Source organism: Dinoroseobacter sp. S76, from assembly GCF_049801095.1.
Lineage (GTDB): Bacteria > Pseudomonadota > Alphaproteobacteria > Rhodobacterales > Rhodobacteraceae > Dinoroseobacter.
In genome coordinates this window covers 551,088-565,801 of sequence record NZ_JBNAGH010000002.1, presented here as the reverse complement: position 1 = coordinate 565,801, position 14,714 = coordinate 551,088, and the positions used below count along the sequence as shown (strand labels likewise).

The 14,714-nt window shown below is 64.0% G+C and carries 16 protein-coding genes; 9 read left to right on the top strand and 7 right to left on the bottom strand.

Translation table 11 applies throughout. The features are described from left to right. Positions 1 to 10: 10 nt before the first annotated feature. The 5 genes from ACP153_RS08530 to ACP153_RS08510 all read right to left on the bottom strand — a co-directional run bounded on the left by ACP153_RS08530 (position 11) and on the right by ACP153_RS08510 (position 5,115). Complete coding sequence (locus tag ACP153_RS08530; protein WP_424970554.1) at positions 11 to 1,351, bottom strand: alpha-glucosidase/alpha-galactosidase; 1,341 nt, start codon at positions 1,349 to 1,351, stop codon at positions 11 to 13. Next, positions 1,348 to 2,196 (bottom strand): carbohydrate ABC transporter permease, encoded by an 849-nt coding sequence (locus ACP153_RS08525; protein WP_424970553.1) that lies wholly within the window; start codon positions 2,194 to 2,196, stop codon positions 1,348 to 1,350. Before ACP153_RS08525 ends, ACP153_RS08530 begins: the two co-directional genes overlap by 4 nt. 1 nt (position 2,197) lies before the next feature. Next, the gene (locus tag ACP153_RS08520; RefSeq protein WP_424970552.1) at positions 2,198 to 2,560 is read right to left on the bottom strand and encodes an MmcQ/YjbR family DNA-binding protein; all 363 of its coding nucleotides are present in this window, start codon (positions 2,558 to 2,560) and stop codon (positions 2,198 to 2,200) included. Then, a complete protein-coding gene (locus ACP153_RS08515; protein WP_424970551.1) occupies positions 2,560 to 3,501 on the bottom strand; it encodes a carbohydrate ABC transporter permease in 942 nt (313 codons plus the stop codon). Before ACP153_RS08515 ends, ACP153_RS08520 begins: the two co-directional genes overlap by 1 nt. Before the next feature lie 372 nt (positions 3,502 to 3,873). Continuing rightward, a complete protein-coding gene (locus ACP153_RS08510) occupies positions 3,874 to 5,115 on the bottom strand; it encodes an ABC transporter substrate-binding protein (protein ID WP_424970550.1) in 1,242 nt (413 codons plus the stop codon). 140 nt (positions 5,116 to 5,255) lie between these two features. Between ACP153_RS08510 and ACP153_RS08505 the strand changes: the two genes are divergently transcribed. From ACP153_RS08505 to ACP153_RS08490, 4 genes are all read left to right on the top strand, one after another. After that, positions 5,256 to 6,053, top strand: a complete 798-nt coding sequence (locus ACP153_RS08505; RefSeq protein WP_424970549.1) for an IclR family transcriptional regulator — start codon at positions 5,256 to 5,258, stop codon at positions 6,051 to 6,053. Positions 6,054 to 6,071: 18 nt separating this feature from the next. Beyond that, positions 6,072 to 7,124 (top strand): ABC transporter ATP-binding protein, encoded by a 1,053-nt coding sequence (locus ACP153_RS08500; RefSeq protein WP_424970548.1) that lies wholly within the window; start codon positions 6,072 to 6,074, stop codon positions 7,122 to 7,124. A 528-nt stretch (positions 7,125 to 7,652) separates the two neighbouring features. Further along, positions 7,653 to 7,928 carry a metal-sensing transcriptional repressor gene (locus ACP153_RS08495; RefSeq protein ID WP_424970547.1) on the top strand — a complete coding sequence of 92 codons (276 nt, stop codon included), beginning with the start codon at positions 7,653 to 7,655 and terminating at the stop codon, positions 7,926 to 7,928. Positions 7,929 to 7,974: 46 nt separating this feature from the next. Continuing rightward, positions 7,975 to 8,808: a nickel/cobalt efflux transporter gene (locus tag ACP153_RS08490; protein ID WP_424970546.1), complete on the top strand. Its 834-nt coding sequence runs from the start codon at positions 7,975 to 7,977 to the stop codon at positions 8,806 to 8,808. A gap of 276 nt (positions 8,809 to 9,084) precedes the next feature. Here ACP153_RS08490 and ACP153_RS08485 read toward each other — a convergent pair whose 3' ends face one another. Further along, positions 9,085 to 9,789, bottom strand: a complete 705-nt coding sequence (locus ACP153_RS08485) for a DUF1045 domain-containing protein (protein ID WP_424970545.1) — start codon at positions 9,787 to 9,789, stop codon at positions 9,085 to 9,087. Between the two features lie 123 nt (positions 9,790 to 9,912). Here ACP153_RS08485 and ACP153_RS08480 point away from each other — a divergent pair, with 123 nt between their 5' ends. The 4 genes from ACP153_RS08480 (at position 9,913) to ACP153_RS08465 (ending at position 13,737) form a co-directional block, all read left to right on the top strand. Continuing rightward, entirely contained in the window at positions 9,913 to 10,740 is an 828-nt protein-coding gene (locus ACP153_RS08480) for a helix-turn-helix domain-containing protein (RefSeq protein WP_424970544.1), read from the top strand. A gap of 31 nt (positions 10,741 to 10,771) precedes the next feature. After that, on the top strand, positions 10,772 to 11,794 hold the full coding sequence (locus ACP153_RS08475; RefSeq protein ID WP_424970543.1) for an ArsJ-associated glyceraldehyde-3-phosphate dehydrogenase: 1,023 nt from the start codon (positions 10,772 to 10,774) through the stop codon (positions 11,792 to 11,794). Then, the gene (gene arsJ / locus ACP153_RS08470) at positions 11,791 to 13,059 is read left to right on the top strand and encodes an organoarsenical effux MFS transporter ArsJ (RefSeq protein ID WP_424970542.1); all 1,269 of its coding nucleotides are present in this window, start codon (positions 11,791 to 11,793) and stop codon (positions 13,057 to 13,059) included. The genes ACP153_RS08475 and arsJ overlap by 4 nt, the downstream gene beginning before the upstream one ends. A gap of 63 nt (positions 13,060 to 13,122) precedes the next feature. Further along, entirely contained in the window at positions 13,123 to 13,737 is a 615-nt protein-coding gene (locus ACP153_RS08465) for an exopolysaccharide biosynthesis protein (protein ID WP_424970541.1), read from the top strand. Positions 13,738 to 13,740: 3 nt separating this feature from the next. Here the strand turns inward: ACP153_RS08465 and ACP153_RS08460 are convergent, their stop codons facing one another. Further along, entirely contained in the window at positions 13,741 to 14,133 is a 393-nt protein-coding gene (locus tag ACP153_RS08460) for a rhodanese-like domain-containing protein (RefSeq protein WP_424970540.1), read from the bottom strand. 158 nt (positions 14,134 to 14,291) lie between these two features. Between ACP153_RS08460 and ACP153_RS08455 the strand changes: the two genes are divergently transcribed. Next, on the top strand, positions 14,292 to 14,678 hold the full coding sequence (locus ACP153_RS08455) for a methylglyoxal synthase (RefSeq protein WP_424970539.1): 387 nt from the start codon (positions 14,292 to 14,294) through the stop codon (positions 14,676 to 14,678). Positions 14,679 to 14,714: the final 36 nt, after the last annotated feature.

Sequence of the window (14,714 nt, the reverse complement as noted above, 5' to 3'; positions counted from 1 at the left end):
GCGTTGCGCATCAGGCGGCTTTCCTCGGGCGGGCCCAGGCGGGAACCCAGTCGCCATGGGCGGCGAGCAGGTCGGTGACGAGGCTGCGGATCTGGCGCAGGTCCAGCTCGGCGGCGGTGTGCGGGTCCATCATCGCGGCGTGGTAGAGATGCTCGGGGTTCTCATCGAGCAGCGCGCGCACCACCAGTTCCTGCACGTTGATCTGGGTTCGCATCAGCGCCACGAGCTGCGGCGGGATGTCGGTCACCACGCTGGGCTGGACGCCGTTGCTGTCCACGAGGCAGGGGGTTTCCACCACCGCGCCGAGGGGCAGTTGCGGGATCTGGCCCGTGTTCTGCAGGTTGCCATAGATCCGGTAGGGCTGGTCCGTGACCATGGCGTTCATGATCTCGGCGGCGAACTCATGGCTTTTCTCCACCGGGATCTCCGCCGCGCCGGTCAGCCCGGCGGCCTGGGCGCGCCATTCGGCGATCTGCTCGACACAGCGGGTGGGATACTCGTCCAGCGGGACGGCAAATTGCGCGATCAGATCCTCGCGCCCCTCCTTGATGAACCAGGGGACGTATTCGGCGAAATGCTCGGAGCTTTCGGTGCAGAAATACCCCAGATGATCCATCACCTCATAGCGCACCTTGTTGGCGCAGCGCGGCATGAGAAGCGGGTCCTTGGGCAGCGCGCCGCCCGCATAGCCCGCGCGCAACGCCGGATAAAGGTCGCGGCCCTGATGGGTCAGGTCGAGGAAGAAGGCCACATGGTTCACGCCCGCGACGCGGTAGCGGATCTCCTGCTCGGGGATCTCCAGATCATGGGCGAGCTCCTGCACGGTGTTCTGGACCGAGTGGCAGAGCCCGACATTCCGCACATGGGGGTAGCGTTCGGCCAGGGCCCAGGTGTTGATCGCCATGGGGTTCACATATTGCAGCATCACTGCATCGGGGCAGACCTGCGCCATGTCCTCGGCGACGGCCCAGAGATGGGGCACGGTGCGCAGGCCCCGCATGATCCCGCCAATCCCCAGCGTATCGCCAATGGTCTGACGCAGACCGTAAGCCTTGGGGATCTCGAAATCCGTCACGGTGCAGGGCTCGTATCCGCCGATCTGGAAGGCGGTGACCACGAAATCCGCGCCTTCCAGCGCTGCGCGCCGGTCCGTATGGGTGCTCACACTCGCGGCGGTGCCCATGGTGCGGATCATGGCCCGCGCCACCAGCTCGCTCTCGGCCAAGCGCGTGGCATCGATATCCATCAACGCGAAATGGCCATCCCGCAGCGCCTCGAAATGCAGGGCATCTCCGAGGATGTTTTTCATGAAGATTGTCGAGCCCGCCCCGACAAAGGCAATTTTGGTCATTTCACAGCTCCAAGAGTGAGACCAGCGATGAAGTGTTTCTGCATCAGGAAGAACATGGCCACGGGGGGCAGGGCGGCGATGATGCTGCCCGCGCTCATCATGTGATAGGCGGCCGTGTATTGCCCGTTGAAGGAGGTGATCCCGGCAGTCACCGGCTGGGCATCGACCCCTTGGGTCAGCACGACGGCCCAGAAATAGTCATTCCAGATGAAGGTGAAGATCAGCACCGAGAGCGCCGCAATCGCGGGTTTCATCAGCGGCAGCACCACGAACCAGAAGATCCGCCATTCCGCGATCCCTTCGACCCGCGCAGCCTCGATCAGCTCATAGGGCAGGGCGCGGATGAAGTTGCGCATGAAGAGCGTGCAGAACCCGGTCTGGAACGCGATGTGGAAGAGGACGAGCCCGGTCTTGGTGTTGTAGAGGCCCAGATCCAGGGTCAGGTCGCGCACGGGCACCATGAGGATCTGGAAGGGGACGAAATTGCCCGCCACGAACATGAAGAAGATCCACAGATTGGCGCGGAACTTGTAGATACCCAGGGCAAACCCGGTCATGCAGGAGAGTGCCACCGCCCCGATCACCGTGGGCACGGTGATGAAGACCGAGTTGATCAGGTAGCGCGGCATGTCGGATTCCAAAAACACCCGCCCGTAGTTTTCCACAAAGCTGATGGACGAAGGCCAGGTCCAGTAATTGCCCGTGGCGAAATCCCCGGCCGGCTTGATGGAGAACACTGCCACGGCGATCAGCGGCAGCAGCCAGAAGATCAGTGCTACCGGCAGCAGCGTCTTATAGGCGATTTGCTGACCCCGTGGGGCCGTCTCGATGGGGGCTGGAAACATCTCAGGCTCCTTTCCGGGAGGGCAGGCCGTCGCGGACCGATTTCGGCAGCTTCGCGCGGATCAGATCGTAAGAGGTCGTGACCCGGTGGGTGACCTCATCCGGGGCGGCGTCATCGGGCAGCCGCACCCAGCTTTTGTGGAAATAGGGCGCGCGCTCGGCCACCCCGGCCTCGATCAGCATAGTCGCCGTCTCAACCGTGTCGCATTTCACCGCGACGCCCGGGTATTTATGGCCAAAGCAGGCGAACATCTTGCCGCCCACTTTCCAGGACGGGATCTCGTCCTCGGCCAGGGCCAGTTCGGCCCCGGGCAGCTCGGCGCAGATCGCATCGACGCTTTCGCGCAGGAGGGAGGCCGTCCGCATCACCGGGCCCGCTCTTCGCGGTACATGGAGTAGAGGAAGTAGGCGATGAAGCAGAGCATGATGGCAAAGAGCACCACTGCGATCGCAGCCCCATATCCCATGCGGAAGCCGTATTCGCTGAGGGCAACCTCGAACATGTAGAAGGCGAGCACCCGGCTGGAGCCGAAGGGGCCGCCTGCGGTCATCACCGAGATCATGTCGAAAGAACGGAGTGCGCCGATGATTGTCACCACGAAGGCGATGAAGGTGGCCGGGCGCAGCTGCGGGATGATGATGTACCACAGCATCTTCCAGCGCTTGGCCCCGTCCAGACGACCCGCCTCGATCTGCTCGGGGTCCACGGCATTCAGGCCCGTCAGATACAGGATCATGCAATAGGCCGTCTGAGGCCAGAGACCGGCGATGATGATGCCATAGGTCACGTAGCGCTCATCGCCGAGCACGTTGATCGGCGCGATCCCCACGGACCCCAGAAGCGTGTTCAAAAGGCCAAAGGTCGGATCGTAGAACCACGTAAAGACGAGCCCCACGACCACCTGGCTGATCACGAAGGGGAAGAAGAACATGGACTTGTAGAACCGGATGCCCGTTACCGTCTGGTTCAGGAAGAGCGCGATGAAAAGCCCGGCCGGGATCGCCAGCAGGTAGAGCACCAGCCAGATCACGTTGTTCTTCAGCGAGGTGTAGAAGGCGTCGCGATCCACGAACTCCCAGTAGAGATCCTCGTAATTGCGCAGGCCCACATATTCCGGCTGGCCCAGGCCGTCCCACTCGTAAAGCGAGATGTTGAAGGACTGGAAGATCGGAAAGATCACGTAGACCGCGAAGAACAGGATACCCGGGGCCAGGAACAGCCACGGGGTCAGCGCGAACTGGTTGCGGTGAAACCAGGAGCCGCCGCCATTCACGGCGCGAACATCGGAAAGGGCTGTCTCGGACATGGCTAGGTGCTCATTTCTGGGGCAGGGAGGGCGGACCCGCATGGGGTCCGGCCAAGGGGCAAGGGCGCAGATCTCGCGCGGCCGCGAACCTCAGGATGCGGTGACACAGCGCCGGGCGCACCGGGAAGAAGGCTCAAAGGGTCAGGCATTGAGGGCTCCTTTTGGGACTGCGCCGCCGGGCCGGGCCGGTGCGATCGCTTGCTATGGTATGGGCCCGGAACGGGCAGGGGTCTTGGCGCGAGGCCGCCCGGAAAAGCGGGGCAGCTCGGGCCAGGGGCGGGGTCGGAAAGGCTCCGACCGCGCCTGTCTTGGTGCCCCGTTGCCGGGGAGAGTGTCCGCGCCGTCGGGGGACCGACGGCGCTTGGCCTGCTCTTAGTAGATCCGCTTCCGCGCGCGCTCGAGACGGCTCAGGATCCGGTCAATCTCATCCGGCTTGACCATGAATTCCTGCATGCCTTCCATGGCAACCTTCGCCATCTCGGCCGGCGCATCCCTGTCGAAGAACTGCGCCAGGGCATAGGCGTTGTTCAGCAGCTCAAAGCCCTCGACGATGAATTCGTCATCGGACACGGAGGAGTTCTTGTTCACCGGCAGCTGGCCGAGCGTGATATTCGCCTCGGTCTGCTGACCTGCTTCGGTCACGAATTTCAGGAAGGCCTTCGCGGCTTCCTTGTTCTGCGCGCCCGAGGGGATGTGGAACGTATCCGTGGGGGCCTCTTCCGCCATTGGGACGCCCGGCGTGATCTCCGGGAACTGGTGGAAGCCGATCTGGTCATCGCCCAGACCGCCCTGACGATAGAGATCCACGGCAAAGTTGCCCTTCACCATCATCGCGGCATCGCCCTGGGTGAAGAAGGGCACGGATTCCTGCCAGGAATAGGCGGTGTGGTTGTCGATGAAGCCGCCCATATCGATGAGTTCGCGCCAGCGGGCGAAGACATCCTTCACGCGGTCATCGGTCCACTCGATCTCGCCATTTGTGAGCGCCATGTGGAATTCATAGCCGTTCTGGCGCAGGTTCAGGTAGTCGAACCAACCCGCTGCGGTCCAAAGCCATTTGGTCCCGATCGAGTAGCATTTGCGCCCGGAATCCAGCACCGCCTGGCAGTTCGCCTTGAACTCTTCCCAGTTGCTGGGCTCGCTCAGCCCGAGCTCGTTGAAGATGTCCTCGCGGTAATACACGCCCCACTGATAGTAGGTATAGGGCACGCCCCACTGCTTGTCGTCGATGGTCATCGCCAGTTTGGTGGAGGCGAGATTGGCCGACAGCTCCGCATCCCAGACATCGGACACGTCCTCGAAAAGACCCGCCTTCACATAGGGCAGCATCCGGTTGCCCGCATACCAGTTTGCCACGTCGGGCGGGTTGGCGGCGAGGAAGTTGCGGATCTGGGTCTTGTACTCTTCCCGGTTGATGATCGTCAGATCCACCTCGAGGTTCGGATGCATGGCGTCGAAATCGGCGGCGAGCTTCTCCATGGTCGCGCGCGGGGCCGGATCGTGCATGTCCGAGAAGATGACGAGCTTGCCGCTCAGATCCTCGGCAAGGGCTGGCCCGGCCAGAACGGCAGCACAGGCCAGCGTCGCAACGGACGCTTTCAGTGTGGATTGCATGATGTCCTCCCTATGGTCTCATGCGGTTTTTGGTTCCAATATTTGAAACCAAGTTTTATATATTGAAATGATGACCTGACGTCGCCTATGCTGTCAACAGGTTTTCGCCGCCAAGAGCGGAGCCAAGGGAGGAAGAACGCATGACCGGAGATGGTACCGTCGGCAAAGCGCTGGCTGTTCTGGACCAGGTGGCCGCCTATGGCCGCCCGGTCCGCTTCGGCGAGCTGCTCGCGGATAGTGAATTCCCCAAGGCGACGCTTTATCGGTTCGTGCAGACGCTGACCAATCAGGGCATGCTGCAATACGACCCGGACCGGCAGACCTATGCGCCCGGCATGCGCCTTGTACGCTTGGCCCATGCGGCCTGGACGCAAAGCTCTCTGGCGCCCCTGGCACGCCCCCATGTGGATGCGCTCAGCGCGGAGCTCGGCGAGACGGTGCATCTGGCCCAGCTCGACAATGCGCAGGTGCTTTATGTGGACAAGCGCAATGCCGCGAAACCGGTCGAGATGTTCTCACAGGCGGGCAAGGTCGGGCCGGCCTATTGCACGGGTGTGGGCAAGGCGATGCTGGCCTTCCTGCCCGAGGCGGAGCTGGCGCGAATCATCTCGCAGCAATCGTTTCACCGCTTCACCGAGCACACCCATACCAGCGGCGAGAGCCTGCGCGCGGATCTCGCCGAGATCCGGGCCCGCGGCTACGCCTTTGACCGCGAAGAGCATGAACCAGGCATCATCTGCCTCGCCTTGCCGATCCTGGCCGGGGGCGGGCGCGTGCTGGGCGCGCTCTCGATCACAAGCACAACCGCGCGCATGGCGCTGCCAGCCCTTGAGGCACATGCACCGCTGATCCGTCGCGCGGCGGAACATATCGCAACTGACGCGCAGGACTGGCACTTTCCAGGTGCCACGGACGCGTTGCCACATACAGGAACCTGAACGGAGGAGGGGCCGGGCATGTCCGGGATCGTATTGGAGCAAGCCATCAAGCGCTATGGGGACACGCAGGTGATCCATGGCGTGGATCTGACTGTGGAGGATGGTGAGTTTTGTGTCTTTGTTGGCCCGTCCGGCTGTGGCAAGTCCACGCTGTTGCGGATGATCGCCGGTCTGGAAGAGACCAGCGATGGCACGATCTCCATCGGGCCGCGGGATGTGACCCGCATGGATCCGGCGGAGCGGGGCGTGGCCATGGTGTTCCAGACCTATGCGCTCTATCCCCACATGACCGTTGAGGAAAACATGGGGTTCGGCCTCAAGATGAACGGGGTGCCCAAGGACGAGATCAAGCAGAAGGTCTCTGGCGCATCGGAGATCCTGAAGCTTGACCAATACCTCAAGCGCAAGCCCAAGGCGCTTTCCGGTGGGCAGCGGCAGCGGGTTGCCATCGGGCGCGCGATTGTTCGGGGGCCGGAGGTGTTTTTGTTCGACGAGCCGCTCTCGAACCTCGACGCCGAGCTGCGTGTAGAGATGCGGGTGGAGATCGCGCGTCTCCACAAGGAGATCGGCGCGACGATGGTCTATGTGACCCATGATCAGGTCGAGGCGATGACGCTGGCCGACAAGATCGTCGTGCTGCGCGCGGGCAAGATCGAGCAGGTGGGCGCACCGCTGCATCTTTACCGCGATCCGGACAATGTGTTTGTGGCCGGATTTATAGGCTCTCCCGCGATGAACTTCTTGTCGGGGGAGATCCGCGACGGGATGGTCCATGTGGATGGGATCGCCCCCTTGGCCGTGCCTGCCGCCGAGGGGCGGTCCGGTAAGGTGATTGTCGGTGTCCGGCCGCAGCATCTGAAGCTGGATCCGGCAGGGGAGACCCATCTGGTGGATGTGACCGAAGCGCTCGGGGATGTGTCCTATCTCTACCTCAAGGCGGCGGATGGATCGCGTCTGACCGTGGAGGCCGGGGAGGAAGACCCGCTGCCGGAAGGCAGTCGCGCCGGGCTTGTCCTGTCCTCGGACCGGGTCATGCTGTTTGACGCGGAGACGGAAGAGCGCTTGCGCTAGGTGCTGTGGATCGGCGGGGCAGGGCGCCTCGGCGACGCGGCACGCCGCGCCACTCGGCGCCCTGCGGCGCAGCCGGGTCCTGCGGGACCCGTCCGCGCTGGCGCCCGATGCGCGGGGACGGTCAGTGCGGGGAGGGTGGGTCCTCTGCGCGCTGACGGTCTGTTGGTGATCTGTGCTCCGTGCTTTGCGTCGTGCTCCGCAGGACGCTGGAGAGATGGTGGGCCGTGATCAGGCCTGCCAGCAGCAGGGTGCTTTGCAACGCTGTGAGCGTCAGGCTGAGGCAGCTTTCATCGCTGCGCTGTCCCAGCCAAAATTGGACGGGGCCAAGGCGCGTCTGACATTCGAAGACCAGCAGGTCCATTCCACCCTCCCATTCGGTTTTGTTTTGCGGCTGTTCCGCAGAAGACGCTGCCCGCCGAACGCGACAGGAATGGGGCCGTTTCACGTCAGTGATGGGCGCGCGTGTCGATGTCCATCAGGCGGAATCGCCGCGTGGACCTATCCCCCGGGGGAGGATAGGATTGGCGTATGACGGAGCCGCACAGACACACCTCCCACCCGGCCATTGCCAAACGCCTGAAGCGCGCGGAAGGGCATCTGAGATCCATCGGTGGCATGTTGGAAGAGGGCCGCCCCTGCGCCGAGATTGCCCAGCAGCTGCACGCGGTGCAGAAAGCCGTGGAGCAGGCGAAACGGGTTTTGATTCAAGATCATATGGATCATTGCTTAAGCACGCCTGCGCCGGGTCCCAAGGTTCTGCAGGCCGCGCTCGATGAGATGCGCGCGTTGACGAAGTACCTGTGATGACAGACCAGACAGCCCCTCAAACGCGGCTCACCGGGAGGGCAGCATGGATCTGAGCGGGATGATTGCGGCAGGCGGGGCCAACCCCTTGGTGCTCTTTGCTCTGGCGCTTGCGCTGGGCGCGCTGCACGGGCTGGAGCCCGGGCATTCCAAGACCATGATGGCCGCCTATATCATCGCCGCCAAAGGCACGGTGGGGCAGGCGGTGCTGCTCGGGCTCTCGGCGGCGCTGTCCCATTCGCTGATCGTCTGGGTGCTGGCGGGGCTGGCGCTTGCCTATGGGGATGCGCTGATTGGCGAGGCGCTGGAACCTTTCTTCATGATGTTGAGCGGTGGGATCGTGATCGCGATCGGGCTCTGGATGGTGGCCCAGCAAGTGCGCGCGCGAAGGCTTGCAGGACGGCAGGCGGCTGCCGACGATCCTCACGGACACGGACACGGACACGGACACGGACACGGACACGGACACGGACACGGACACGGACACGATCATGCCGACGCTCATACCCGCGCCCATGCGGCCGAGATCGAGGCGCGCCTGGCCGATGGGCGGACCGGAACGTTTCAGACGATCCTCTTTGGGCTGTCTGGCGGGCTCATCCCGTGTCCGGCGGCGATCACGGTTTTCCTGCTTTGCCTGCATCTGGGGCAGGTCGCCTTGGGGATCACTCTGGTCTCGGCCTTCTCGCTGGGTTTGGCTGCGACGCTGGTGCTTGTAGGGGTCGTGGCGGCCACGGGACTGTCCGCCCTGCGCCATCGGAGCGGGCGGTTCGACGCGGTTTTCGCAGCGGCGCCTTACCTTTCGGGCGCGCTGATCTGCCTTGTGGGGCTCGCGATTCTCTGGTCCGGCTATAGCCATCTGAGCCATGCCCATGGCTGAGCGATACTCAAAATGCCGTCAAAACAGGCATTTGGCTCTGGAGGCGCTTTCGGGAAGCGCAGCGCGCGAAAGCCGTTGCAAAAACACTGATTTTGCGCGCGCCAAATTCCACAAAAGTGGACGGACCCTGAACTTGGCGTAATGTGAACTCACAGTGACGATCGGTTGTGTCGCTGTCACAAAGACCTCGTCTGGCAATGCCCGTTTCCGTCGGCCTCCTCCTCCCCTCGACGGCGCGGGCATTGTTCCAGCGGGGCAGCTCTCACCAAGACATCGCTACCAGTGCAAGGGCATGCGCGGCCTCTCGGCCCGGATCGGCGCGTCGCTCATCAAGGCGCTGCCGGAGGCCCGAAGCGGATAGCGTTGGATCAGGTGGAACCAGCCGGTGGCATCCTCGCCCACGAGGCTGAGGCTGCGCAGGTGGAAGGGCCGCGGTAGGTTCGGTTCGATGATTGGGCGCATGGCCGCCGAGAGAGCGACGAGCTCCGCCCGGGGCAAGGGATCGCTCAGTTGAAAGCGGAAGGGCGGCGCTGCGGGGATTGCAGGCGCCGGGGCCACGTCGCCGCGTTCCGCCGGGATCTGCAGGTCGCGAAAGCTCCGGGCGACGATGACGCAGAACCGCTCAAGCGCGGGACTGTGGAGGCGAGGCAGCAGGGCGACTGTCTCGGATTGGGGATCGAGCCGCAAGCCGGAGAGGGTCACCTCGGAGCAATGCTCCGCAATGGCCCGCGCCCGGTGATGCAGATCGAGGGGCGAATGCCCGGCCGCAAGACGGAACGGCGGCACCAGGATCGCCTGACAGCCATAACGCCGGCGGCGCGCCGCGATCTTCGAGAGGGGCAGGGGCAGCCGGTCGATCTTGAGCAGCGGGACCTCCTGTCCCCGCTCGAGATCCCAGCCCAACCAATGCTTGCCCAGCACCGCGAGATCCGTCTCCGGATCCGGTGTGTAGCTGAGCGCAAAGCGGCTGTATCGATGCATCTCCGTCCCCCCAGCGGCGAGATGACCTCCCTATGCTACGTCAGCTTGGCCAGATTTGCAAAAAGCCGTGCGCGTCCCTCGGCAGGGTCTTGTTAAGTTCCATAATTCATGTATTCACGAATTATGGAATTAATGGAAGCCACAGATGCGCTGGACGCGCTGAGCCATCCCGGACGCCTCGGGGTCTTTCGCCTGCTGGTACGGCGGGGCCCCGAAGGGGTGCGCCCGTCCGAGATGGCCGATGCGCTCGCGCTCAAGCCCAATACGCTGTCAGTGTATCTCTCGGCGCTGCAACATGCCGGGCTGATCCGGTCCGAACGCAAGGGGCGGGCGGTCTATTATGCGGCCCAGATGGCCCATATGGGGGCTCTGGTGGACTACCTTGTGGCCGATTGCTGCCGCGGGCGTCCGGATCTTTGCGCGCCCGGTGCGCAACCCGAAGCGCCGCCGATCGCGCAGGACATCCCCTTCCACGTGCTCTTTCTCTGCACCGGCAACTCGGCGCGCTCGATCTTTGCCGAGCGGCTGTTGGCTGATCTGGGCGGCGCGCGCTTCGTGGCCCATTCAGCGGGGTTGGATCCGGCCTCGGGCTTGAACCCCCATGCGGTGGACCTTTTGGAGCGCAACGGCCACAGCCTCGACGGGTTGCGGGCCAAGCCCATCGCAGAGTTTCAGGATGCCGAGGCCCCTCAGATGGACTTCGTCTTCACGGTCTGCGACGCGGCAGCGAATGAAGACTGCGCGCCCTGGCCCGGGCAGCCGATCACGGCCCATTGGGGGCTGCCGGATCCGGTGAAGGTCACCGGAACGCAGGCTGAGAAATCCCTCGCCTTCGCAGAGACCTATGCCCAGATGCGCCGCCGGATCGAGAGCTTTGTCACCCTGCCGTTGCAAGAGTTGGACAGGCTGGGTCTGCAGACACGGCTCGATGAACTTGGCCGTGCAAACTGAGACATTCACCCGAACACGGAAAGACGACGACATGACTTCTTCGCGCCCGAAAATCGCGCTCAACGGCTTGGGACGGATCGGAAAACTGGTGCTGCGGGCCTTCTTCGACGAGGGGCTCGAGGCGGATCTGGTCCTGCTGAACGATCCTGTGGGCACGCCGGAGCAGCATGCGCTGCTTCTGGAGTTTGACACGGTCCATGGCCGCTGGGATGCGGAGATCGGGCATGGTGCAGACAGCCTCACGATCAACGGGCAGGAGATCCGCTTCACCCAGGAAAAAGACCTCGACACGCTGCCGCTCACGGAGCTGGGGATCGACCTTGTGGTTGATTGCACCGGGGTCTTCAAGACCGGGGCCAAGACCGCGCCCTATTTCGACGCGGGCGTCCGCAAGGCCGTCGTCTCGGCCCCGGTCAAGGATGGGGGGGCGGTGAACCTCGTCTACGGGGTCAACCACGACATTTACGAGCCGGACCAGCACAATCTGATCACCGCGGCGAGTTGCACCACCAACTGCCTCGCGCCGGTGGTCAAGGTCCTGCATGAGGGGCTGGGCATCAAGCATGGCTCCATGACGACGATCCATGACGTCACCAACACGCAAACCATCGTGGACAGGCCTGCCAAGGATATGCGCCGGGCGCGCTCGGCCCTGAACTCCCTGATCCCGACCACAACGGGCTCGGCCACGGCGATCACCCTGATCTATCCCGAGCTCAAAGGGCGGCTGAATGGTCACGCAGTGCGGGTGCCGCTGCTCAATGCTTCGCTGACCGATTGCGTTTTCGAGGTGGAGCGCGAAACCAGCGTCGAGGAGGTCAATGCCCTCTTCCAGGTGGCCGCCGAAGGGGAGCTCAAAGGCATTCTCGGCTATGAGACGCGCCCGCTTGTGTCCTGCGACTACACCAACGATCCGCGCTCGGGCATCATCGACGCCCAAAGCACCATGGTGATCAACGGCACGCAGGTGAAGGTCTATGCCTGGTACGACAATGAATGGGGCTATGCGTGGCGTCTGGCGGATGTGACCCGCATGGTTCTGGCCAGCCTATGAACGCCGCGGCCCCCTCTGGCCTGCGCGCCTATCTGGCGGTGACGGCGGCCTATTGGGCCTTCATGCTGACCGATGGGGCGCTGCGGATGCTGGTGCTCCTGCACTTCCATACGCTGGGCTTCACGGCGCTGCAGCTTGCCTATCTCTTTCTGCTCTACGAGTTGATGGGAGTGATCACCAATCTCAGCGCAGGCTGGATCGCGGCGCGGTTCGGGCTGACCTCGACGCTTTATGCCGGGCTCGGCATCCAGATCGCAGCGCTGGTCGCCCTGGCGCAGCTTGATCCGGGCTGGAGCGTGGCGGCCTCGGTCGCCTTCGTCATGGCGGTGCAGGGGGCCTCGGGGGTCGCGAAGGACCTGTCGAAGATGAGCGCGAAATCCGCCGTGAAGGTGCTGGCCCCCTCCGGGGACGGCGCGCTTTTCCGCTGGGTGGCGGCGCTCACAGGGTCGAAAAACGCGGTGAAAGGGCTCGGCTTCTTGCTGGGGGCTGCGCTCTTGGCCGTCGCCGGGTTTGTTCCTGCGATCTGGGCCATGGCGGGGGCGCTGACGCTGGTGCTCGCGGCGGTGGGGCTCTTCATGCCGCCGGGCCTGCCCCAGGGCGCGAAGGGCGCGAAGTTCAAGGATGTCTTCTCCAAGGATCCGCGGATCAACTGGCTGAGCGCCGCGCGCCTGTTCCTGTTCGGTGCGCGAGATGTCTGGTTCGTGGTCGGGATCCCGATCTATTTCTACAGCGTGCTGTCGGATGGCAGTGTCGAGGGCAACCGCGCAGCGTTCTTTCAGATCGGCACCTTCATGGCGCTTTGGATCATTGGCTATGGAGCGGTGCAGGGCTTTGCCCCGGCGCTCCTGAAGGCGCGGGACAAGAGCGATGCGGAGATCACCGGGCTCGCGCGGCTCTGGGTCGGGCTGTTGGCACTGATCCCGGCCGGGCTCGCGCTCCTCGTGGCGCTGGCCGGCGCACCTGCGCCCTGGCTCACGGCGGCGCTGGTCGGGGGGCTCATGCTCTTTGGCGTGGTCTTTGCCCTCAACTCCGCGCTCCATTCCTACCTGATCCTCGCCTTCACCAAGGCCGAGCGGGTCACCATGGATGTGGGTTTCTACTACATGTCCAACGCGGCGGGGCGGCTCGTCGGCACATTGCTCTCGGGGCTCAGCTATCAGCTGGGCGGTCTGCCGCTCTGCCTTGGGACGGCGGCGGCCATGGCGGCGGCAAGCTGGCTGGCGGCCTCGCGCCTGCAGCGGATTTCCCCCGCGCGCCTTGCATAAACCCGCCGAAGGGCCATCTGTTGAAGAGGGCCGCAGGGGCGGTGTTACGGGGTGTGAGCCAGAATGACCGATGCCAGCGTGTCGCCACAGGATGTCGAGGAGGATGACGACTGGTCCATGACCCGCGTCCTCGATTGCGCGATGGATGTGGCCGAGCGGGATGATGTCTCGATCGGGGATCTGATCACGGCCTTCGGGCAGGCAAGTTTCCTGCCGCTTCTGTTGTTGCCGGCGATCACGCTGGTCTCGCCGCTGAGCGGAATTCCCCTGTTTTCAAGCTTTAACGCGCTGATCATCATCCTCGTCGCGGTGCAGATGCTGACCGGGCGCGGCTGCCTCTGGCTGCCCGATTGGGTCAAGCGGCGCGGCATCGCAGGCCACCGCCTGCGTGCGGGGCTGGAGCGGGTCCACCCGGTCGGGCGCTGGTTTGACCGGCATGCCCATCGCCGGGTCGGGATCCTCTTCCGGCGCCCGATCTGGTACGTGCTGCCCCTGAGCTGCATCGCCATGGCGGCACTCATCCCGTTCTTTGAGCTGGTGCCGTTCTCTGCCTCGCTGCTCGGTGCTGCGATTGCACTGATCACCCTGGGCATGCTCACCCGGGACGGGGTCTGGGTGCTTGCAGGCGCCGTGCCATTTCTGGGCGCGATCCTCGTGGTGGCGAAGGTCTTTACCTAAACCCTAGTCATCCGTGGTGATCGGGCCGTCCTTGGCCTTCCAGTCCTTGAACCCGTCCCGCAGGTGTGCGGCGACAAAGCCCATATCCTGCAGCGTGGCCACGGTCAGGGCCGAGCGCCAGCCCGAGGCGCAGTGAAAGACATATCGCTTGTCCTGGGCAAAAACCTCCTTGTGATAGGGGCTGTCCGGATCGACCCAGAACTCGATCATGCCACGCGGGGCATGAACGCTGCCGGGGATATAGCCGTCGCGCTGGCGCTCGCGGATGTCGCGGATATCGACGATCACGACCTCTGGATCACTGGCCATGGCGATCAGCTCTTCGGTGCTGATCTCTTCGATCCGGGCGCGGGCATCGGCGACCATCTGGGCGGCGGTTTTGGTGAGCTGTGGCATGGGGGTCTCCGGTTGCTATGGTGCGCGGGAGGCTGTCATGATCCGCAGGCGCGGGCAATCTGGCCATATGCCCCGCCGCATTCCCCGGGACGGGCGCGCCCGCTTGGCCTATAGAAGAGGCAGAACAGGCGCCGAAACGGCAAAGGGGAGCGCAGCCAATGACATATTCCATCGCCCTGGTGGCCCATGATCAACGCAAGGATGCCATGGTGGCCTGGGCCAAGGAGCATCGCGCGCTGCTGGAGCCCCACGCCCTCTATGCCACGGGCACCACCGGCGGGCGCTTGCGCGAGGAGGCCGGGCTCGACATCACGGCGCTCAAAAGCGGCCCCTTGGGCGGCGATGCGCAGATCGGTGCGATGATTGCCGAGGGCAAGCTCGACGCGCTCGTGTTCTTCATCGATCCGCTCTCGGCGCTGCCTCATGATGTGGATGTGAAATCCCTGCTGCGGCTGGGGATCCTCTACGACACGCTCATGGCCACCAATGCGGCCACGGCATCTGCAATTTTCCGAACCGCTGACACGCCTGCACCGGGCCAGTAATCCGCAACCAGGCGCGGCATTTTCGCGGGCCTCTTG